The sequence below is a fragment of the Tabrizicola sp. genome (assembly GCF_051645465.1).
Classification (GTDB): domain Bacteria; phylum Pseudomonadota; class Alphaproteobacteria; order Rhodobacterales; family Rhodobacteraceae; genus Tabrizicola.
Map to the genome: position 1 here is coordinate 1 of NZ_JBOFBI010000369.1, position 18,958 is coordinate 18,958.

The following is an 18,958-nucleotide window of genomic DNA, read 5'->3' on the forward strand; positions in this document are numbered from 1 at the left end:
CGGGCCTGCAGGCGCAGTTCCGGTCGCGCGATGAAGGGGCCTACGGGTCACAACCCGCGCCGATCGCGGGGCTGGCCTACGACGGGATCGCCGCCATTGGTGCGCTGGCGAACCGGGCCAAGGATGGCCAGCCGCTCAGCAAGTCTGACCTGACGCAGTCGGCGGGTTTCGCCGGGGTGTCCGGCATCTTCCGGCTTTTGTCGAACGGCACCAATGAACGCGGTCTGGCCGTCGCCCAGATCCGCAGCAACCAGGTGGTGGTGATCGACGGTGCCCCGCGCAGCTTCGGCGGTGCCGGGTTCTGACAATCGTGGGAGAAGCGGTCGCGGTCCCGGCAGCGCCTCTGGCGACCGGGCCCGGCTATCCGTTGCCTGACGCTGCGGCGTTGACGACAACCATTCTGGACGCCCTGCGCACTGCCGCCGATCCCAAGGCGGCACGAGCCATTGTCGTCCGTGAGCTGCAGTCCGCAAAGGCGCAGGCCTCGGCGGCCTTCGAAGCGGTCTTTCATGCGGCACCACGGCAAGCCAGGGCGCTGATCACGGCCCAGGCCGCCTTGACCGATGCGCTGGTTCAGGTGTCGCTTGCAGCGGCCATGCGCCTGCATCCGCTTGCCAACCCGACCGAAGCCGAGCGGATCGCCGTTCTGGGCGTCGGCGGCTATGGCCGGGCCGAGATGGCGCCGCAGTCGGATGTGGACCTGGTGTTCCTCACGCCATGGAAGATCACCCCCTGGGCGGAAAGCGTCATCGAAACGATGCTTTACATGCTGTGGGACCTGAAGCTGAAGGTCGGCCACTCCACCCGCACGGTGAAAGACTGCCTGCGCCTGGGGCGCGAGGACATCACGATCCGCACCGCGCTTCTGGAGTATCGCTTCATCTGCGGGCACGCCCCGCTTGCGGCCGAGCTTGGCGAGAAGCTTTGGGGCGATCTCTTCAAGAACTCGGGCCCCGAGTTCATCGAGGCGAAGCTGGCCGAACGGGCCGAGCGGCACAAGCGTCAGGGCGGCCAGCGCTATGTGCTGGAGCCGAACGTCAAAGAGGGGAAAGGCGGCCTGCGGGACCTGCAGACGCTTTACTGGATCGGGAAGTACCTGCACCGGGTGCCATCGGCCGAGGGACTGGTCGGCGCGGGGCTTCTAAGCCGCGAGGAGTTCGACAGCTTTGCCCGGGCCGAGGATTTCCTCTGGGCCGTCCGCTGCCATCTGCACTACATCACGGGCCGCCCGACCGATACCCTGACCTTCGACCTTCAGGTCGAGGTGGCCAGCCGCATGGGCTACCGCGACACCGGCGGGAGGCGGGCGGTCGAGCATTTCATGCAGGACTATTTCCGCCTGGCGACCCGCGTGGGTGAGCTTACCCGCGTCTTCCTGACCGAGCTTGAGGCCCGCCATGCCAAGCGCGAGGCAAGCCTTTTCGGCATCTTCAAGATGACCAAGCGGGTGAAGGCCGGCTACAAGCTGGTGCAGGGCCGGATCGATGTGGTCGATCCAAAGGCATTCCTGAAGGACAAGCTGAACCTGCTTCGCGTCTTCGAGGAGGCGCTCCGCACCACGTACCTCATCCACCCCAACGTGATGCGGATCATTGCGGCAAACCTGGACCTGATCGACGACGAGATGCGCGAGGACCCCGAGGCGCGGCGGATATTCCTCGATCTCCTTCTTCAGCACGGGAACCCGGAACGCGCTTTGCGCCGGATGAACGAGCTGGGGGTGCTGGCGGCCTTCATCCCCGAGTTCGAGCCGATCGTCGCGATGATGCAGTTCAATGTGTATCACCACTACACGGTTGACGAGCACATCATCCAGACGATCAGCTGCCTTGCCCAGATCGAACGCGGAGAGCTGGTGGAAGAGCTGCCCGTGGCCTCCGGCATCCTGAAGGCGGGTGTGAACCGGCGGGTGCTGTATGTGGCGCTCCTCCTCCACGATATCGGCAAGGGGCGGCCCGAGGACCATTCGATCCTTGGCGCCCAGATGGCCCGGCGCATCGCTCCCCGGCTGGGTCTGGAGCCCGAAGAATGTGAGACGGTGGAATGGCTGGTGCGCTATCACCTCCTGATGTCCGACATGGCGCAGAAGCGCGACATCGGCGATCCCCGCACAGTGCGCGACTTCGCCAAGGCCGTGAAGACCCGCAAGCGGCTGGACCTTCTGACCGTGCTGACCGTCTGCGACATCCGGGGCGTGGGGCCCGGCACCTGGAACAACTGGAAGGCCATGCTGCTCCGTCAGCTTTACAAGCAGACGGCGGACGCGCTGGAGGGCGGGCTGGAGACGGTCAACCGCGAAAACCGGCAGGGCGACGCGACCCGGGCGCTGCGGGAACGGCTGAAGGACTGGGACAGCGCTGCGCTGGACCATGAGACCACCCGGCACTACGCGCCCTACTGGCAGGGGCTTTCGACCGATACCCATGCGGTCTTCGCCAGGCTGCTGCAGGGCCTGGGCGATGACGAGATCCGGATCGACCTTCACCCCGATGCCGACCGTGACGCGACCCGCGCCTGCTTTGCGCTGCACGATCACCCTGGCATCTTCAGCCGCCTTGCCGGAGCGCTCGCCTTGGTCGGCGCGAACGTGGTCGATGCCCGCACCTATACGTCAAAGGACGGCTACGCGACTGCGGTCTTCTGGGTTCAGGATATCGAGGGCAAACCTTACGAAGTTTCTCGCCTGCCGCGCCTCAGGGGGATGATCGACAAGACGCTGAAGGGCGAGGTCGTCGCACGCGAAGCGTTGAAGGACCGCGACAAGATCAAGAAGCGCGAACGCGAGTTCCGTTTTCCGACCCATATCACTTTCGACAACGAGGGTTCGGAGATCTACACCATCATCGAGGTCGATACCCGCGACCGGCCGGGGCTGCTGTATGACCTCACCCGGACGCTGGCCACCAACACCATCTACATCGCCAGTGCCGTCATCGCGACCTACGGCGCGCAGGTGGTGGATACGTTCTACGTCAAGGACATGTTCGGCCTGAAGCTGCACCAGAAGCACCGGCAGGAGGCCCTGGAGAAGAAGCTGCGGCAGGCCATCGCTGAAGGCGCCGAAAGGGCGGGCGCATGAGTTCTCGCGGCATGATCCGCAACATCCTGACGCTTGGTGGCTGGACGCTTGTCTCACGCGGGGCGGGTCTGGTGCGCGAGCTGATGATGGCCGCCTACCTTGGCGCGGGGCCGGTGGCGGATGCGTTCAACGTGGCGTTTTCGCTGCCCAACATGTTCCGCCGCTTCTTCGCCGAAGGGGCGTTCAACCAGGCCTTCGTGCCTTTGTATTCGAAGAAGTTGGAGGCCGGGGAAGACGCCGAGGAGTTTGCCCAGAATGCCTTCTCGGGCCTTACGACCTTCCTTCTGGGCTTCACGATCATCGGCACTCTGGCCATGCCCCTTCTCGTTTGGGCCATGGCCGCAGGCTTCGTCGGTGACGGGCGCTTTGACATGGCCGTCGACTTCGGCCGGATCACCTTTTGCTATGTTGGCTTCATCTCGCTCTTCGCGCTTCTCTCCGGCATCCTGAACGCGCATGGCCGCTTTGCCGAGGCTGGCGCCGTGCCGGTCCTGATGAACCTCGTCTTCATCGCCGCGATGTTCCTTGCGAACAGCCAAGGCTGGGACATGGGCACGACGCTCGCCTGGACCACGCCTGTGACGGGCATCGCCCAGCTGGGCTGGACGCTTTACGCCGCCCGCCGCATCGGCTTTATCCCCCGGCTGCGCATGCCGCGGTTGACCCCGGATTTCCGGCGGCTGATGGTCAACATGGGGCCCGCGCTGCTGGTCGGCGGGGTGGTGCAGATCAACCTCCTCGTCTCGCGTCAGGTCGCCTCGGGCACCGAGGGTGCGATCTCGTGGCTCGTCTATGCCGACCGCCTCTACCAGCTGCCGCTTGGAGTGGTGGCCATCGCCGTCGGCACCGTCCTTCTGCCCGAGCTTTCGCGCCGCCTTCAGGCCGGGGATACGGAGGGCGGGCGTGAGGCGTTCAACCGGGGCACCGAATTCGCGCTTCTTCTGACACTGCCCGCCGCGGTGGCGCTGGTGATCATCGCCTTCCCGATCACCGAGGTTCTTTACCAGCGCGGGGCGTTCCTTGCGGACGACACGGCTGCGACGGCCTTGGCGCTGGCGATCTACGGCCTCGGCCTGCCCGCGTTCGTGCTGCAAAAGGCGCTGCAGCCCCTTTACTTCGCGCGGGAGGATACCAAACGCCCGTTCCGCTATGCCGTCTGGTCGATGATCCTGAACGCAGCGCTTGCCTTTGGTCTGATGCCCTGGATCGGCTTTTCCGCCGCCGCCTGGGCGACGACGCTTTCGGCCTGGGTGATGGTCGGCCAGCTCTGGTGGGGGGCAAGGGCCATGGGGGACGAGGCAGGCTTCGACGACCGCTTCCTGTCGCGCCTCTGGCGGATCATGTTTGCTTCAGTCTTTATGGCCGCAGCGCTTTGGGGCGGCTGGGGTCTTCTGCAACCGATGCTGGACGAGCGGGCCTATCGGATCCTCGGGCTGGTCCTCCTCGTCGGGATCGGGCTGGCAAGCTACACCATCGCTGCCTTCGCCCTTCGGGCGGTGACGCTTTCCGACCTCAAGGCGCTTCGCCGTCAGCGCTGACGGATCTGGTCCAGCACCCGCCGGAACCCGCCGGGCGCCGCGATGAAGCTGAGCAGGAACCCGGCGGCGAAGCCCGTGACATCGGCGACCCAGTCCCATCCGGCTCCGAAAAGTACGCCGAACAGGAACTGCACGAAAAGCAGCGCGCCGATCAGCGAGAACGCCCGGTACTTGTTCGCACCCACCCGGGCGAGGTTGGTGAACAGGAGGAAGGTGAACGCCCCGATCAACCCGTAGACCGCTGGGTATGCTCCGATCAGCGGCGCGCGAAGGTCCGGGATCAAAAGACCATAGGCCAGGGCCCCGGCCGCAGCCGAGCCCAGGACGACAACCAGGACGCCCCACCAGCGGAAGATCTCGCCCACCCATTTGCCAAGCGCCAGGAGCATCACCACAGCGAAGATCGCATGGGTAATGCCGCCGTGGACCAGCGTGTAGCTGACCAGCCGGTGCAGCTCTTCCAGCGGGTAGCCACCCGTCTCCAACTGATGCTTCAGAAGCTCGGGGAAGGCGCCGAAGCGTTCCACCGCCTGCAAGCGCCAGCCCACCCCTTGCGCGCCGCCGACAAGGCCCCTTTCGGCCAGCGACAGCGCAAGCTCCATCGCGATCAGCGGCAGGGCCAGGACCCAGACGATCATCGGCAACGGGTTCAGCGGAGGCGCGTTGTGATCCTGATCCATGCCTGACCGTCCTGTCCGATTGACGCTTACCCCGCGTTCGACTACGCGGGTTCGGCAGCATTTACCAGATGGAGCCACCCCATGTCTTCCGCGGCTTCGGCGGTCCAAACGCCGAAAACCTTCAAACCCCGGATCTTCTCGGGCATCCAGCCTTCGGGCGGGTTGACGCTTGGCAACTACCTCGGCGCGCTGAAACGCTTTGTCGAGAAGCAGGACGAGGGGATCGAGACGATCTACTGCATGGTCGACATGCACGCGATCACCGTCTGGCAGGACCCCGCCAAACTGCGCCAGCAGACCCGCGAGGGTGCCGCGGCCTTTATCGCCGCCGGTATCGACCCCAAACGCTCGATCCTCTTCAACCAGTCCCAGGTCGGCGCGCATGCGGAACTGGGCTGGATCTTCAACTGCGTCGCGCGCATGGGCTGGATGAGCCGGATGACCCAGTGGAAGGACAAGACCGCTGGCAAGAACGCCGAAGCGGAAAGCCTTGGGCTGTTCGCCTACCCCGCACTGATGGCTGCGGACATCCTGGTGTATCACGCGACGATGGTGCCGGTCGGCGAGGACCAGAAGCAGCATCTGGAACTGACCCGCGACATCGCGATCAAGTTCAACCATGACTACGGGGTGGATTTCTTCCCAGTCGTCGAACCGCTGATCGAAGGTGTCGCGACCAAGGTCATGTCCCTGCGCGACGGCACGAAGAAGATGTCGAAGTCCGACCCTTCGGACCAAAGCCGGATCAACCTGACCGACGATGCCGATATGATCGCCGCCAAGATCCGCAAGGCCAAGACCGACCCGGAGCCGCTGCCCGATAGCGTCGAGGGCCTGAAGGACCGGCCCGAGGCGAAGAACCTGATGAACATCTATTCGGCCTTGTCAGATCAGCCGGTTGCCGACGTGGTGGCCGAGTACGCGGGTACCCAGTTCGGCACCTTCAAGCCCCGGCTCGCCGAGCTTGCGGTGGCGAAGCTTTCGCCGATCACGACCGAGATGAACCGGCTGATGGCTGACCCTGCCGAGATCGACCGTATCCTGGGCGATGGTGCCGACCGCGCCGATGCCCTGGCCCGGCCGATTATCGAACAGGTGTACGAAATCACCGGAATGATCCGCTCGCGCCGAAAGTAATCCACAGGTTTCTGTCTCAGCCCGCGGGCGTGTCACAGTCCTGTTGCGCGGGCTGGTTAGCTTCACGGTGCTCGGAGATGCGATCTGTCCCCATCGCCTGGGCCCGGCCCCGCTGTCCCCTGTTCGGCCCGGGCTACCCGACATGCCCCCGTGCCCCCCCGCACGGGGGCTTTTTTCTGCACGGCACGGCCGAGACGCCCCCCTGGGCGGTCAGTTTTGGCAAGTCTTTGACTCTACGGACTCTCCCATCCAGGAAATCGGCTTGTCCACAGCTATTTTTGGCAGAAATCGCTTTACACACTTCCGCTTTGGCCACACCATATTTAGTAAGGGCAGTGTCGGGCAAACGCTGACCCTTGCCAGACACCCAGTTTCTTGTGGGTCGCGGCCCGCCAGAAGCTTCATAAAGAGGCCGGGCAATGTCGTTATCCGAAGATTATGCAACGATGGACGATCTCCATCCGATCGACATCGTTGAAACCCTGGCCGAGCATCACGCCTGGGAATTCGACCGCGTGACGGACGATCAGATCGCCATGGCGGTCGAAGGTCAGTGGCGCACCTATTCGCTGACCCTGGCGTGGAGCCCGCAGGATGAAACCCTGCGGCTGATCTGCACTTTCGAGATGGAGCCGCCGGAAGACAAGATCTCGGCGCTCTACGATGTGCTGAACCGCTGCAATGACATGGTTTGGTCCGGCGCCTTCACCTGGTGGTCGGAACAGAAGCTCATGGTCTGGCGCTATGGTCTGCTGCTTTCGGGCGGGCAGATGGCGGGGCCGGAACAGATCGACCGGCTCATTGCGTCGGCGGTCATGGCGTCGGAACGGTTCTACCCGGCGTTCCAGCTGGTCTCGTGGGGCGATCAGGGCCCGGCGGAAGCGATGAAAGTCGCCATTGCCGAGGCTTACGGGCGCGCCTAACCTGCCCCCCGCAAGAGGGGGGTCTGATGGCATTGGATCGCGTGGCCCGGGACGGGCTGGTGCTGCTTGGCTGCGGCAAGATGGGAACGGCGCTGCTGTCCGGCTGGCTGGCCGCGGGGCTGCCCGCAGCGTCGGTCTGGGTGATCGAGCCGAACCCGACGGACTGGCTGAAATCGACCGGAGTGCATCTGAATCAAGGGGTTCCGGCGGCCCCTGCGGTGGCGCTTCTGGCGGTGAAGCCGCAGATGATGGGTGCCGCGCTGCCAGCCTTGCAGGCCTTGGGGAACGGGAAGACGCTTTTCGTTTCGATTGCTGCAGGGACGACGATTGCCACCTTCGAAGCTGCTCTTGGGGCGACGACGCCTATCGTCCGCACGATGCCGAACACCCCCGCGATGGTTGGCCGGGGGATCACTGCGCTTTGTGGGAACCCTCGTGTATCGCCTGCCGATATGGCCCTCGCGCGGGAGCTGATGGCGGCGGTTGGGCAGGTCGTGGAGCTGGACCGGGAAGAGTTGATCGACGCGGTGACCGCTGTCTCGGGCTCGGGTCCGGCCTACGTTTTCCACCTGATCGAGGCCATGGCGGCTGCGGGTGAAGCCGAGGGGTTGCCCGCGGATGTAGCCATGCAACTGGCCCGCGCCACGGTCTGCGGGGCGGGCGAGCTTGCGTATCAAAGCCCCGAAACGGCGGCGCAGCTGCGGATCAACGTGACCTCTCCCGGCGGCACCACCGCCGCTGCTTTGGGCGTTCTGATGGACCCGGAGACCGGCTTCCCGCCGCTGCTGAAGCGCGCGATAAAGGCTGCCGCCGACCGGGGACGGGAGCTTGGGAAATGACCATCACCTACGGCGATTTCGAGAAAGTCGACATCCGTGTCGGCCGCATCACCAGGGCCGAACCTTTCCCGGAGGCTCGCAAGCCGGCGATCAAGCTTTGGGTCGACTTCGGGCCGGAGATTGGCGAGAAACGGTCGTCGGCGCAGCTGACCCGGCACTACACGCCCGAGGGTTTGGTCGGGCGGCAGGTGCTGGCGGTCGTCAACTTCCCGCCCCGCCAGATCGGGCCGGTGATGTCGGAAGTGCTCGTGTTGGGCGTGCCGGACGAGGATGGTGAGGTCGTGCTGATCGGGCCGGGGCACGAGGTTCCTTTGGGAGGAAAACTGTTTTGAAGCAGAAACTTCTGATCACCCGCCGCCTGCCGGACCGCGTGCTCGACGCTGCCGGTGCCCGGTTCGACGTCACACTTCGTGACCGCACTGAAGTCCTGTCGCCCGACGAACTGCGCGCCGCGCTCCGCGACTATGATGCCGTGCTGCCGACCCTTGGTGACCGGTTCCAACCTGATGTTTTTGCTGATGTTTCAGCCCCTCGGGCGAAGATCCTTGCGAACTTCGGGGTGGGTTACAACCACATCGACGCCGAGGCCGCGAAGGCAGCCGGGCTTGCGGTGACGAACACCCCCGGCGCAGTGACGGATGCCACCGCCGATATCGCGGTAAGCCTGATCCTGATGACCGCGCGGCGGCTTGGGGAAGGGGAACGAATCCTGCGGGCCGGGATCTGGGAGGGCTGGGGGCCTGTGCAGATGCTGGGCACTCATGTCACCGGAAAACGGCTTGGAATCATTGGCTTCGGCCGGATCGGCAAGGCGATTGCCAAGCGCTGCCACTACGGGTTCGACATGGAGGTGGTGTTCCACAACCGCTCACGTGTCGAGGACCCGGGGATGCCCGCCCGGCAGGTGGAGCTGGCCGAGGCGATGGCGGCGGATTTCGTCGTTGTGGCGGTGCCGGGGGGCAAGGCGACGCATCACCTGATCGATGCCAAGACCTTGGGGCACATGAAGAAAACCGGCATCTTCGTGAATATCAGCCGGGGTGATGTGGTCGATGAAACGGCCCTGATCGACACCCTGCAGGCGGGCCGGATCGCGGGGGCGGGGCTTGATGTCTATGAGTTTGAACCCAAGGTCCCGGTCGCACTGATGGCGATGGAGAACGTCACACTTCTCCCGCATCTGGGCACGGCTTGCCTGGAAGTGCGGGAGAACATGGGGCTAATGGCGGTCGCGAACCTTGTGGCCTGGGCCGACGGGAAGGTGCCGCCGAACCTGGTTAATCCGTGACAGGGTCAAGCAAAGGTTAGACGTCTTCCTTCCGTCTCTATGCACGGAAGAACTTCGGGCCGTTAGAGCAAGATCAAACCCGACGGAATCGCTGTTCCCAAAACGCCCGGCGCATCCTCCTCGTGCACTTCGTGTACTCGTCGGGGATGCCCCAGCGAGGAGTGCACGAAGTGCTCGACGAGCGGTTCCATAAGAACCGATCACTTTCCAACAAACGGCCCGAGCCCAACGATGGACTGGGGGGCCAAAATTCTTCGCAGAAGAATTTTGGCGCTGACCTCAGGCCGCTTTCTTCTCGCCGCCGAAGCGGTTGTAGAACGTCTCGCCCTTCTCGGCCATCTCACGCAGTAGGGCGGGGGCGTGGAAGCGGGGGCCGAACTGGGCGGTGAGGCCGCGGCAGATTTCGACCGCGCGGGGCGCGCTGATCATGTCGAGCCACGAGAACGGACCGCCGGACCACGGAGCGAAGCCCCAGCCGAGGATCGCGCCGACGTCGCCTTCGCGGATGTCGGTCAGGACGCCGTCTTCCAGCGCCCGCACCGCCTCCAGCACCTGGGCGAAGAGCAGACGGTGCTGCACGTCCGACAGCGAGGGCTGGGCCTTGTCGAGCGGGTACTTCGCTTCCAGCCCCTCCCAGAGACCCAGACGGTCGCCCTTGTCATCGTAGGCGTAGAAGCCGGACTTCGACTTGCGGCCGAGGCGGCCGTGGTCAGCCATCCAGAAGAGGACATGGTCCACCGCCTCATCCGGGTAGTCCGCGCCCATCGCGGCCTTGGTGGCTTTGGCGATCTTGACGCCGAGGTCGATGGAGGTCTCATCGACCAGCTGCAGCGGGCCGAGGGGCATGCCGACGAGCTTCGCCGCGTTCTCGATCAGCGCCGGTTCCACCCCTTCGGCGACCATGCGGATGCCTTCGTTGATGTAGGGGATGATGCAGCGGTTGGCGTAGAAGAAGCGGGCGTCGTTCACCACGATCGGGGTCTTCCTGATCTGGCGCACGAAGTCCAAAGCCTTGGCCACGGCGTTATCGCCGGTTTTCTTGCCACGGATGATCTCGACCAGGTTCATCTTGTCGACGGGCGAGAAGAAGTGGATGCCGATGAACTCATCCGGGCGCTGGCTGGCGGCCGCAAGGCCGGTGATCGGCAGGGTGGAGGTGTTGGTGGCGAAGATACAATCGGCGCTGGTTGCGGCCTCGACCTTCGCGGTCACGTCGGCCTTGATCTTCGGGTCTTCGAAGACCGCTTCCACGATCAGGTCAACGCCTTTCAGCGCGGCGTAATCGGTGGTGGCGGTGATGCGGGCGAGGGTTTCGGCCTTCTTCTCGGCCGTCACCTTGCCGCGTTTCATGCCCTTGTCGAGGATGCCCTCGGAATGGGCTTTGCCCCGGTCGGCGGCCTCTTGCGTCGCGTCGATCAGGACGACCTCGATCCCCGCGTTGGCGGAGACATAGGCGATCCCCGCCCCCATCATCCCCGCACCGATGACGCCGAGTTTCTTGACCGACTGGTCGGGAGCTGCGGGACGGTTGGCACCCTTTTCAAGCGCCTCCTTGTTGATGAAGAGCGAGCGGATCATCGCGGAGGAGGAGGGGTTCATCAGGACGCCGGTGAAGTGCCGGGCCTCGATCTTCAGGGCCGTATCGAAGGGCACAAGCGCGCCTTCGTAGACGGCGGCAAGCAGAGCCTTTGCGGCCGGGTAGACGCCCATCGTCTTGCCGTGGACCATCGCCGAGGCGCCGACGAAGGTCATGAAGCCAGCGGGGTGATAGGGTGCGCCGCCGGGCATCTTGTAGCCCTTGGCGTCCCAGGGCTTCACCAGGTCGGCGTCGGTGGCCGAAAGCACCCATTCCTTGGCGCGCTTCAGCAGGTCTTCGGGGGCGACGACCTCATCGATCAGGCCGGCGGCCTTGGCTTCCTTGGGCGAGGAGAGCTTACCTTCCAGAAGGAAGGGGGCCGCGACCATTGCGCCAAGCTTGCGGGTCAGGCGCATGGTGCCGCCTGCGCCGGGGAAGATGCCGACCATGATTTCGGGCAGGCCGATCTTGGCCTTCGGGTTGTCGGCAGCGATGATGCGGTGGCAGGAGAGCGGGACCTCAAGCCCGATCCCAAGGGCGGTGCCGGGAAGGGCCGCGACGATGGGTTTGCCGCCCTTCAGCGTCTTCGGGTCCATCCCCGCGCGTTCGATCTTGCGCAGGATCTGGTGGATCTGCATGACGCCGTCAAAGGTCACCTGCGCACCGCCCGCCTTCATCCGGGCGATGATGTTCAGGTCCATGCCGCCGGCGAAGTCCTTCTTGCCGCTGGTTATGATGATCCCCTTCACGGCGGCATCGGCCAGGGCCTGGTCGACGAGGGACGACAGAAGCATGAATGCCTCGGTCGACATCACGTTCATCGATTTCTGTTTCACGTCCCAGGTGATGGTGGCGACGCCATCGGCGTCCTTGGTCATGGTGAAGTCGGTCATCTGTTCGTCTCCTTGGGCCAGCCGGGATAGGGGGTTCCGTCCTTGTGCGACAAGGTGCGGAGGCCGTTCCGGCGCGTGTAATGAAGGTCGATGTCGGGGTAGGTCACCTCGTCCTCGGGCAGGCGGGAGCCCGCGACGAAATATGTGACCGGTTGTTCGGTACGGTTTTCCAGTTGGTGGGCGTTTGGGACGCCAGCGGGCCAGCAGACGCAGGTGCCGGGCGCGAGGTCGTGCGGGCCGTCGTTTTCGTGCAGGGTGACGGTGCCGTCGAGCGTGTAGAGGAATTCGTCTTCCTCGGTGTGCCAGTGGCGCTGGCCAGAGCGCGAGCCGGGCATCAGGGTTTCGGTAAAGGCACCGAACTGGGTCAGGCCGCCAGCGTCGGAAAGCGGGTGGGCGATGTAGTCGCCGAGGTCGTCGAAGGGGGACTGGGCGGGGCTGGGAGGGCCTTCGCCGGGGACCGAGCCTGCACGGAGGACATTGGGCTTCTGTGTCCCGTCGAAGGGTTTGCCCCAGGGGGCACGGAGGTTCAGAAGCTCGGGCGGCAGGTCGCCGCCGTCGATCACCTCGCCATCGTCGGTCACGATCTGCCAGGTGGTGTCGCCGTTGATCTGACGCTCGGACTCGTCCGGGTAGGTGCAGATGTCGCCGAAACAGCGGCTGCCGACGATCAGGAAACGTGCGGGAACATCGCCACGGTTGGTGAGGTGATGCGCGTTCGGGTCGCCGTGGCGCCAGCAGACGGCATCGCCGGGGAAGATGTCGGTCTCGCCGTTATCGTCGACAAGGGTGGCGGTGCCGGAGAGGAGGTAGAGGAACTCGTCCTCGGCCGAATGCCAGTGCCGCTGGCTGGACCAGGCGCCCGGCATCAGCATGTCGATGTAGGCGCCGAACTGGGTCAGCCCGCCAGCGTTGGAGAGATAGAGGATCTCACCGCCGTTGTCGGCCTGATCCCGTGGAACGGTGGCCGGGTCGACGATCATCGCGGGCCGGTCCAGTCGCTGCCGTCCTTGTGGGTAAAGTGGGCTTTGCCCGAAAGGCCGGGGGTCATGTGAACCATCATGTCGACGTCGGAATAGACGGCCGTCTCCGTCGGGGCCTTGGTGCCGACGACGAGGAACTTCGCGACCTTGTCGGTCCGGTTCAGGAAATGGTGGCCGTTCGGGTTCCCCGCCGGGAAAGCGGCGCTGTCGCCGGGGCGCATGACGGTTTCGCCCTCATCCTGCACAAGCGTGCATTCCCCTTCGACCACCCAGACGAATTCGTCTTCGTTGTGGTGCCAGTGGCGGAGCGACGACATCGCGCCGGGCTCCAGCATGACGAGGTTGACGCCGTATTGCGTCAGCCCCCCGGCCTCGCCCAGCCGAAGCGAGGATCGGCCCTTCATCATGCTCGCGTAGGGCTCGGGGTAGATTGAGCCGGTCTTCAGCGGAACCTTCGTGGGGTCAATGATCGGCACGGTTCAGGTCTCCTCTGCTTCGTCAGGGGTGCGACCGCTGCGTTGGAACAGCTGCCGCAGTTCACGCCTTTGGGCGGCGGCCATGTCGGGGCTGATGATCGGCAGCCCGTCGTTGCGCGCCCGCGCCTCGATCCGACAGGCGCGCCACAGCCCGTCGGCGCTGCGGATAAGGGTCATGTCGTTGAGGTATGGCGGACGCAGTGCAACGCCCTCGTTCAGGACGAACGTGTCATGCTGGCCGGTGATGACGTCGTCCTGTCCGGGAAGAAAGCCCGCGTTGCGACAGACCCGCAGGTAGCTGTCGGCGCCCATGCGGATCAGCCCGGCGCGGAAATCGGTCATGAGAATAAGCATCTCGTCAGCCGAAGCGATGACGAACTCGGCGTCCTCGGTCAGCATCTGATGCGGTATGGCGACGTGGCGGAGAACCGTCGGCAGATCGCCGGCCCAGACCGCTTCCGACACGGCGTCGAGGTTGGCCTGGTAGATTGCCGCCGCAGTCGGTTTGCCTTGGATCCCGGTCACTCGTAACACCTTTGTTGCGCTCGCCCGGGCCATGACGGGCGCGACAGACACACTTTGCCGGGCAAATGCGGACGCGCCGCGGGAAGCTGGCCTCAGGCGGACCGGGCAAGCGCCACGAACTGCGGCTGCAACTCGGGCATCGACATGCGGGTGTAGTTGAGCATCTCGATCTTCAGTCCGGACGGCTGGGTCGAGCAGTAGTAGATCGCCGAGGCGCTGCGGGTGCCTTCGGCCGGGATGGCGACTTCCAGCCAGTCGACCCAGACGCGGAAGCGGCCCGCGCGCGGCAGATCGATGGCCGTCACCTTCGGGCGGATCGCCACGACCCGACGCTGGATCATGGACAGGCGCTGCAGGCAAAGCATGCCGCTGACTTGCTCCGGGCTTCGGACGATCAGGCGCTTTTGGTCCAGGAAGACCGGGAGCGGAAAAGTGAAGTCGTCCGCAAGCAGATCCAGCTGGCCGGAGAGCATCTGCTCTCCACGCCGGACCATGAACGAATGAACCTGAGAATACTGCACAGAAAAGGACCTCAAAACGGTTTGGATACCCATCCATCTTGGGAGAATCACCCTTTTCGCGACGTACAAATGCGACACTTGGATGTCTGTGGACGACATCAATCCGGCCTTGCGTCCAGCGCATGGTTTGGCCCGTTGCCGTCCTGGAAATGCCGGAAAGCCGGGTCGGACCCGGTTGACGCCCGCCTAGCAGTTGCGCCGGAAAAGCAGGGCCAGCGGCTCGGGCGCGTTCTCCATCATCCGAAGGTCTGCCGCGACCATCTCGACCTGGATCTTGCCGTTGTTGACCCGGCAGAAGTAGTTCAGATCGATGTGCCCCTTGGCGCCATGCTCCGTCTCCCAGAACCATCTGGCGCGCGCGCGAAACCGTTCGGAAACTGGAACTTCCGCCATCAGGACCCGTGGCCGCAGGTACGAAACGCCCATCGCCCCGATAGCCACCTGCCACAACCCGGAGAGGCAGCTTGCCAGCGTCCCGGAGGTGGCGAAGGACCGATACCGCTGGCCCTGATCGACCGCCATCGGAAAGGTATAATTCGGCATCATGTCTGCGACCCGGCCAAGCATGAAGAGGGAGGCTTCCTCGGCCAGCAAGGCCTGCATTTCCATGATCATCGTTACAACCTGAGAAACTATTCAAGTCGTGAGCAATAGCCCAGCAGTTGCAGAAGAACCGCATTGACGTGGCGTCAACGGCCAGATTCCTGCCCCGGTGTGAGGGCATTGTCACACCCTTTCGATGATCGTCGCTGCGCCCATGCCGGAAGCGATGCAGAGCGTGGCAAGGCCGACCGACTTGTCGGACCGCTCCAGCTCGTCCAGAAGCGTGCCGATGATGATAGCGCCGGTGGCGCCCAGCGGGTGGCCCATGGCGATCGAGCCGCCGTTGACGTTGACCAGTGCTGGATCGACGTCGAACGCCTGCTGGAAGCGAAGGACGACCGAGGCGAAGGCCTCGTTCACCTCGAAAAGGTCGATGTCGGCGATTTGCATGCCGCTGTCGCGCAGGATCTTTTCTGTCGCGGGCACGGGGCCGGTCAGCATGATCGTCGGGTCGGTCCCGATCTTCGCGGTCGCCCGGATGCGGGCGCGGGGCGTCAGGCCGTGGGCCTTGCCGAAGGCCGCATCCCCGATCAGGACTGCCGCCGCACCGTCCACGATGCCCGAAGAGTTCCCGGCGTGGTGGATATGCGTGATCTTCTCAAGATGCGGGTACTTCATCATCGCAACCTTGTCGAAGCCGGGCATGACCTCGCCCATCGCCTTGAAGCTGGGGTCGAGGCGGCCAAGAGCCTGCATGTCGGTGCCGGGGCGCATGTATTCGTCGGTCGAAAGGATCGGCAGCCCGTTCTGGTCGCGGATCGTGAGGACCGATTTTGCGAAGCGGTTTTCCTCCCAGGCCTTGGCGGCCCGGCGCTGGGATTCGACGGCCAGAGCATCGGCCTGGTCGCGGGTAAAGCCGTATTCGGTCGCGATTATGTCGGCGGAAATCCCTTGCGGGACGAAGTAGGTCTTCATCGCAAGGGTCGGATCGACCGCAATCGCGGCCCCGTCCGAACCCATGGCAACGCGCCCCATCATCTCGACCCCGCCGGCGATATAGGCGTGGCCCGCGCCGCCCTTGACCTGGTTCGCGGCAAGGTTCACCGCCTCCATTCCGCTGGCGCAAAAGCGGTTGATCGCAAGGCCGGGAATGCGCTCGTCAAGGTCCGACGCCAGCACGGCAGAGCGTGCAAGGCACCCGCCCTGTTCGCCGATCTGGGTGACATTGCCCCAGATCACATCCTCGATCACGTGGCCTTCCAGCCCGTTCCGTTCCTTCACCGCGTTCAGGACCTTGGCGGAAAGCGCAACCGAAGTGAGCTCGTGCAGCGACCCGTCGGGCCGGCCCTTGCCGCGGGGGCTGCGGACGGCGTCGTATATGTAAGCTTCGGACATCGGGGCTCTCCTCAGGCGATGGCGGGGACAAAGGCCCGCTGCATCAGGTCATAGGGGTGTTTCCAGCCGGGCAGCGCCGCGACGCGGTCCAGCCAGCGGTCGATATTGGGCCAGTCCTTGCGGTCAAAGCCGAAAGGCTCGGGGTAGTAAAGATAGCTGCAGCAGGAAAGATCGGCGACAGTCGGGCCGTCACCGACGATCCAGGACCGGTTGGCAACGTGGCCATCCAGAACGGCGTAGGCGGGCTTGAGGCGGCCCTGCAGGAAGGGGATCACGCCTTCGGGGCGTTTCTCGGCGGGCAGGAAATTCATCAGGAAGCGGCAGGTACCGATCTGGGTGGAAAGCTTGTGGTTGTCCCAGAAAAGCCAGCGCAAGACCTCGCGCCGCTCCGCCGCCGACCGCCCGCCAAGCTTGCCGGTCTTCGAGGATATGTAGTCGAGGATCACCCCCGACTGGGTCAGCGTGGTGTCGCCGTCGATCAGGACGGGTACCTCGCCCATCTCGTTGATCTTGCGGAACTCGGGGCTGCGCGCCTCGCCTTTGAAGAAGTCGACGAAGATCGGCTCCCATTCGGTATCGGTCAACGTCAGCGCCAGCGCACATTTGTAGGCATTGCCGCTTTCGCCGAAGCAATAAAGCTTCATCGCCATTTCCTCCCCGCGTGGCCCGCGTCGGCCCCATCATTCCACGATGGGCGGGGACCGGAAAGCGCGACGTTACGGCGCGGCGGGAATTTGGCTGATCGCCCGGGGGCGTAGCCGGGGATCGGTGCCGGGACGGCCTTACTGCACCGGCTCGATCACACGCGGACTGAAGGTGACGCCTTCGAACTCTGGGTAGATCGACGAGATGAACTTGCCCTCGTTGGGCTCGTCCGTGCTGATCAGATACCAGACCCCCTCGTTTTCAATGGCAAGGGTATTCCCCACCAGCTTGTTGGTGCCTGCGCCTTCGATCGTCATCACGAATTCCGTGGGGATCATGACGTAAGGTCGGCTTCCGTCGGGCGTTGTCTCATAGCTCGCCCGGTCCATGTCCATCGTGAAGCTTTCGACCTTCAACCCGACCTCGGCCACTGCCATCTGCGCCCGCATCGCGCTTTCGAACTCTTCCAGCGGCATGCCGACCTGCAATGCCTTTCCCGCCACGAACTCCTCGGGCAGGAAGTCCATTCCGTCGGCCACACGGCCGGTCAGCATGAGTTCGGTAAACGCATCGACCCTGTCGGTCAGGGCCTCTCGGACCTCAACTGGCAGCTCTTCCGCCATGGCGGCGAGAGGGCCAGTGGCTATCAACAGCGCGAGAAGAGCGGGCTTGAGAACGGTCACAGCATAACTCCGTCAGGTTTCCGGGCCTTGCAGAGGTTGAGGGCCAACAGCGCCTTATTCGGCCACCGGCTCCATGACCTCGGGCTTGAACGTGATGCCGGCAAATTCGGGGTAGGCGGTCTGGAACAATGCGTTCATTGCGGGCTCGCCGATCCGCAGCAGATACCACTTGCCCTCATCCTCGAAGACCAGGGTTTCGCCGACCGCCTTGATCTGGCCTGCGCCTTCGATCGTCATCAGGGCTTCAGTCGGGATCATCATGTAGCCCCGGCTTCCGTCAGGCGTCATCTGATAAGTCGCGGCCTCGAGATCCATCGACCAGCTGTCGAAGGTGACAACTGCCATGGTCTGCTCGATCTCGGCCTTGGTAAGTTCGATCAGCGTGGCTTCGTCCATACCGCTTTGCGCCGCAAGGGCTTGGATAAGCTTCGGCGGCATGTAGTCGAACACCGCACCCATGTCACCGGCGGCAAAGGTCGCCTTGAAGGCGTCTACCCGCGCGGTCATCGCGGCCCGATCCTCGTCGCTAAGCTCTTGCGCCGCGACAGCAGAGATGGACAGAGCGAACCCAAGTACGAGAGCTTTCCAGAACGTCATGGCATTTCTCCTGATCTGAAGATCCGTCGGCATTGGCGCCCCGGAATGCCGTTCGCGCCCGAGCAGCTGGCCCGCCTCCCGGTCCGGGAAGCGGGCGTTCGTCGCCAGGCGGCGGCGGGATTACTCGGCCACCGGCTCCATCACGCCGGGCTTGAAGGTGATGCCCGCAAAGGCCGGATAGGCGGCCTGCAGGATTGCGGCCTGACCCGGATCGTCGACGCGGGCGAGGTACCATTCACCCCCGTCTTCGAACGCAAGCGTATCGCCCGTGGCCTTCATCTTGCCGGCACCTTCGACCGTCATCACGGTTTCGGTCGGGATCAGCACATAGCCAAGGCTTCCATCCGGCGTCATCTGGTAGGTCGCGGCATCGACATCCATCGAGAAGCTGTCGATCTTGACCATGGCCATGGCCTGATCGATCTGCGCTTTGCTCATTTCGATCAGCGTGGCCTGATCGACCCCGCTTTGCGTGGCAAGGGATTCCAGAACCTTCGGAGGCATATAGTCAAAGACCGCGCCCATATCGCCGCTGGCAAAGATCTCGTTGAAGGAGGCCACCCGCTCGGTCATGGCGGCGCGGCCTTCTTCGCTCAGCTCCTGCGCGTGAAGGGCGGAAGTCGAAAGGGCAAGGCAAAGT

The 18,958-nt window shown here is 64.3% G+C and carries 19 protein-coding genes and 1 pseudogene; 8 read left to right on the top strand and 12 right to left on the bottom strand.

Annotated elements, in window-relative coordinates; genetic code table 11:
* From ACRCSW_RS22755 to murJ, 3 genes and pseudogenes are all read left to right on the top strand, one after another.
* Positions 1-305, top strand: a pseudogene (locus ACRCSW_RS22755) (penicillin-binding protein activator); the annotation flags it as partial.
* A 38-nt stretch (positions 306-343) separates the two neighbouring features.
* Complete coding sequence (locus ACRCSW_RS22760) at positions 344-3,079, top strand: [protein-PII] uridylyltransferase (protein ID WP_438707949.1); 2,736 nt, start codon at positions 344-346, stop codon at positions 3,077-3,079.
* The gene (gene murJ, locus ACRCSW_RS22765) at positions 3,076-4,617 is read left to right on the top strand and encodes a murein biosynthesis integral membrane protein MurJ (protein ID WP_438707931.1); all 1,542 of its coding nucleotides are present in this window, start codon (positions 3,076-3,078) and stop codon (positions 4,615-4,617) included. Before ACRCSW_RS22760 ends, murJ begins: the two co-directional genes overlap by 4 nt.
* On the opposite strand, the gene ACRCSW_RS22770 is transcribed toward murJ, so the two are convergent.
* On the bottom strand, positions 4,608-5,297 hold the full coding sequence (locus tag ACRCSW_RS22770) for a rhomboid family intramembrane serine protease (protein ID WP_438707932.1): 690 nt from the start codon (positions 5,295-5,297) through the stop codon (positions 4,608-4,610). The two genes, murJ and ACRCSW_RS22770, sit on opposite strands and share 10 nt — an antisense overlap.
* 81 nt (positions 5,298-5,378) lie before the next feature.
* Here ACRCSW_RS22770 and trpS point away from each other — a divergent pair, with 81 nt between their 5' ends.
* The 5 genes from trpS to ACRCSW_RS22795 all read left to right on the top strand — a co-directional run bounded on the left by trpS (position 5,379) and on the right by ACRCSW_RS22795 (position 9,484).
* Positions 5,379-6,434, top strand: a complete 1,056-nt coding sequence (gene trpS, locus ACRCSW_RS22775) for a tryptophan--tRNA ligase (RefSeq protein WP_438707933.1) — start codon at positions 5,379-5,381, stop codon at positions 6,432-6,434.
* 419 nt (positions 6,435-6,853) lie between these two features.
* Positions 6,854-7,357, top strand: coding sequence for a YbjN domain-containing protein (locus ACRCSW_RS22780; RefSeq protein ID WP_438707934.1), 504 nt, complete (start codon positions 6,854-6,856; stop codon positions 7,355-7,357).
* Between the two features lie 26 nt (positions 7,358-7,383).
* The gene (gene proC, locus ACRCSW_RS22785; protein ID WP_438707935.1) at positions 7,384-8,196 is read left to right on the top strand and encodes a pyrroline-5-carboxylate reductase; all 813 of its coding nucleotides are present in this window, start codon (positions 7,384-7,386) and stop codon (positions 8,194-8,196) included.
* Entirely contained in the window at positions 8,193-8,528 is a 336-nt protein-coding gene (locus tag ACRCSW_RS22790; RefSeq protein WP_438707936.1) for a tRNA-binding protein, read from the top strand. The genes proC and ACRCSW_RS22790 overlap by 4 nt, the downstream gene beginning before the upstream one ends.
* Positions 8,525-9,484: a 2-hydroxyacid dehydrogenase gene (locus tag ACRCSW_RS22795; protein ID WP_438707937.1), complete on the top strand. Its 960-nt coding sequence runs from the start codon at positions 8,525-8,527 to the stop codon at positions 9,482-9,484. Before ACRCSW_RS22790 ends, ACRCSW_RS22795 begins: the two co-directional genes overlap by 4 nt.
* Positions 9,485-9,763: 279 nt before the next feature.
* On the opposite strand, the gene ACRCSW_RS22800 is transcribed toward ACRCSW_RS22795, so the two are convergent.
* The 11 genes from ACRCSW_RS22800 to ACRCSW_RS22850 form a co-directional block, all read right to left on the bottom strand.
* Positions 9,764-11,953, bottom strand: coding sequence for a 3-hydroxyacyl-CoA dehydrogenase NAD-binding domain-containing protein (locus ACRCSW_RS22800; protein ID WP_438707938.1), 2,190 nt, complete (start codon positions 11,951-11,953; stop codon positions 9,764-9,766).
* Entirely contained in the window at positions 11,950-12,933 is a 984-nt protein-coding gene (locus tag ACRCSW_RS22805; RefSeq protein ID WP_438707939.1) for a cupin domain-containing protein, read from the bottom strand. The genes ACRCSW_RS22800 and ACRCSW_RS22805 overlap by 4 nt, the downstream gene beginning before the upstream one ends.
* Positions 12,930-13,409 carry a cupin domain-containing protein gene (locus ACRCSW_RS22810; RefSeq protein ID WP_438707940.1) on the bottom strand — a complete coding sequence of 160 codons (480 nt, stop codon included), beginning with the start codon at positions 13,407-13,409 and terminating at the stop codon, positions 12,930-12,932. Before ACRCSW_RS22810 ends, ACRCSW_RS22805 begins: the two co-directional genes overlap by 4 nt.
* Positions 13,410-13,412: 3 nt before the next feature.
* Positions 13,413-13,934: a hypothetical protein gene (locus ACRCSW_RS22815; protein ID WP_438707941.1), complete on the bottom strand. Its 522-nt coding sequence runs from the start codon at positions 13,932-13,934 to the stop codon at positions 13,413-13,415.
* A 92-nt stretch (positions 13,935-14,026) separates the two neighbouring features.
* Positions 14,027-14,428: a hypothetical protein gene (locus tag ACRCSW_RS22820; RefSeq protein WP_438707942.1), complete on the bottom strand. Its 402-nt coding sequence runs from the start codon at positions 14,426-14,428 to the stop codon at positions 14,027-14,029.
* 213 nt (positions 14,429-14,641) lie between these two features.
* The gene (locus ACRCSW_RS22825) at positions 14,642-15,070 is read right to left on the bottom strand and encodes a hypothetical protein (RefSeq protein ID WP_438707943.1); all 429 of its coding nucleotides are present in this window, start codon (positions 15,068-15,070) and stop codon (positions 14,642-14,644) included.
* A 111-nt stretch (positions 15,071-15,181) separates the two neighbouring features.
* Positions 15,182-16,393: an acetyl-CoA C-acetyltransferase gene (locus ACRCSW_RS22830; RefSeq protein WP_438707944.1), complete on the bottom strand. Its 1,212-nt coding sequence runs from the start codon at positions 16,391-16,393 to the stop codon at positions 15,182-15,184.
* Between the two features lie 11 nt (positions 16,394-16,404).
* Positions 16,405-17,043: a glutathione S-transferase family protein gene (locus ACRCSW_RS22835; protein ID WP_438707945.1), complete on the bottom strand. Its 639-nt coding sequence runs from the start codon at positions 17,041-17,043 to the stop codon at positions 16,405-16,407.
* 132 nt (positions 17,044-17,175) lie between these two features.
* Positions 17,176-17,721, bottom strand: coding sequence for a hypothetical protein (locus ACRCSW_RS22840; protein WP_438707946.1), 546 nt, complete (start codon positions 17,719-17,721; stop codon positions 17,176-17,178).
* Positions 17,722-17,775: 54 nt separating this feature from the next.
* Positions 17,776-18,318 carry a hypothetical protein gene (locus ACRCSW_RS22845; protein ID WP_438707947.1) on the bottom strand — a complete coding sequence of 181 codons (543 nt, stop codon included), beginning with the start codon at positions 18,316-18,318 and terminating at the stop codon, positions 17,776-17,778.
* 120 nt (positions 18,319-18,438) lie between these two features.
* The coding region (locus ACRCSW_RS22850; protein WP_438707948.1) for a hypothetical protein at positions 18,439-18,958 on the bottom strand (520 nt) is incomplete at its 5' end.

Bases quoted from the DNA above. Each gene is read 5' to 3' on its own strand.
- ACRCSW_RS22830 (WP_438707944.1), bottom strand. From the start codon at position 16,393: ATGTCCGAAGCTTACATATACGACGCCGTCCGCAGCCCCCGCGGCAAG.
- ACRCSW_RS22825 (WP_438707943.1), bottom strand. From the start codon at position 15,070: ATGATCATGGAAATGCAGGCCTTGCTGGCCGAGGAAGCCTCCCTCTTC.
- trpS (WP_438707933.1), top strand. From the start codon at position 5,379: ATGTCTTCCGCGGCTTCGGCGGTCCAAACGCCGAAAACCTTCAAACCC.
- ACRCSW_RS22790 (WP_438707936.1), top strand. From the start codon at position 8,193: ATGACCATCACCTACGGCGATTTCGAGAAAGTCGACATCCGTGTCGGC.
- murJ (WP_438707931.1), top strand. From the start codon at position 3,076: ATGAGTTCTCGCGGCATGATCCGCAACATCCTGACGCTTGGTGGCTGG.
- ACRCSW_RS22835 (WP_438707945.1), bottom strand. From the start codon at position 17,043: ATGGCGATGAAGCTTTATTGCTTCGGCGAAAGCGGCAATGCCTACAAA.
- ACRCSW_RS22845 (WP_438707947.1), bottom strand. From the start codon at position 18,318: ATGACGTTCTGGAAAGCTCTCGTACTTGGGTTCGCTCTGTCCATCTCT.
- ACRCSW_RS22800 (WP_438707938.1), bottom strand. From the start codon at position 11,953: ATGACCGACTTCACCATGACCAAGGACGCCGATGGCGTCGCCACCATC.
- ACRCSW_RS22820 (WP_438707942.1), bottom strand. From the start codon at position 14,428: ATGGTCCGGCGTGGAGAGCAGATGCTCTCCGGCCAGCTGGATCTGCTT.
- ACRCSW_RS22805 (WP_438707939.1), bottom strand. From the start codon at position 12,933: ATGATCGTCGACCCGGCCACCGTTCCACGGGATCAGGCCGACAACGGC.
- ACRCSW_RS22770 (WP_438707932.1), bottom strand. From the start codon at position 5,297: ATGGATCAGGATCACAACGCGCCTCCGCTGAACCCGTTGCCGATGATC.
- ACRCSW_RS22780 (WP_438707934.1), top strand. From the start codon at position 6,854: ATGTCGTTATCCGAAGATTATGCAACGATGGACGATCTCCATCCGATC.
- proC (WP_438707935.1), top strand. From the start codon at position 7,384: ATGGCATTGGATCGCGTGGCCCGGGACGGGCTGGTGCTGCTTGGCTGC.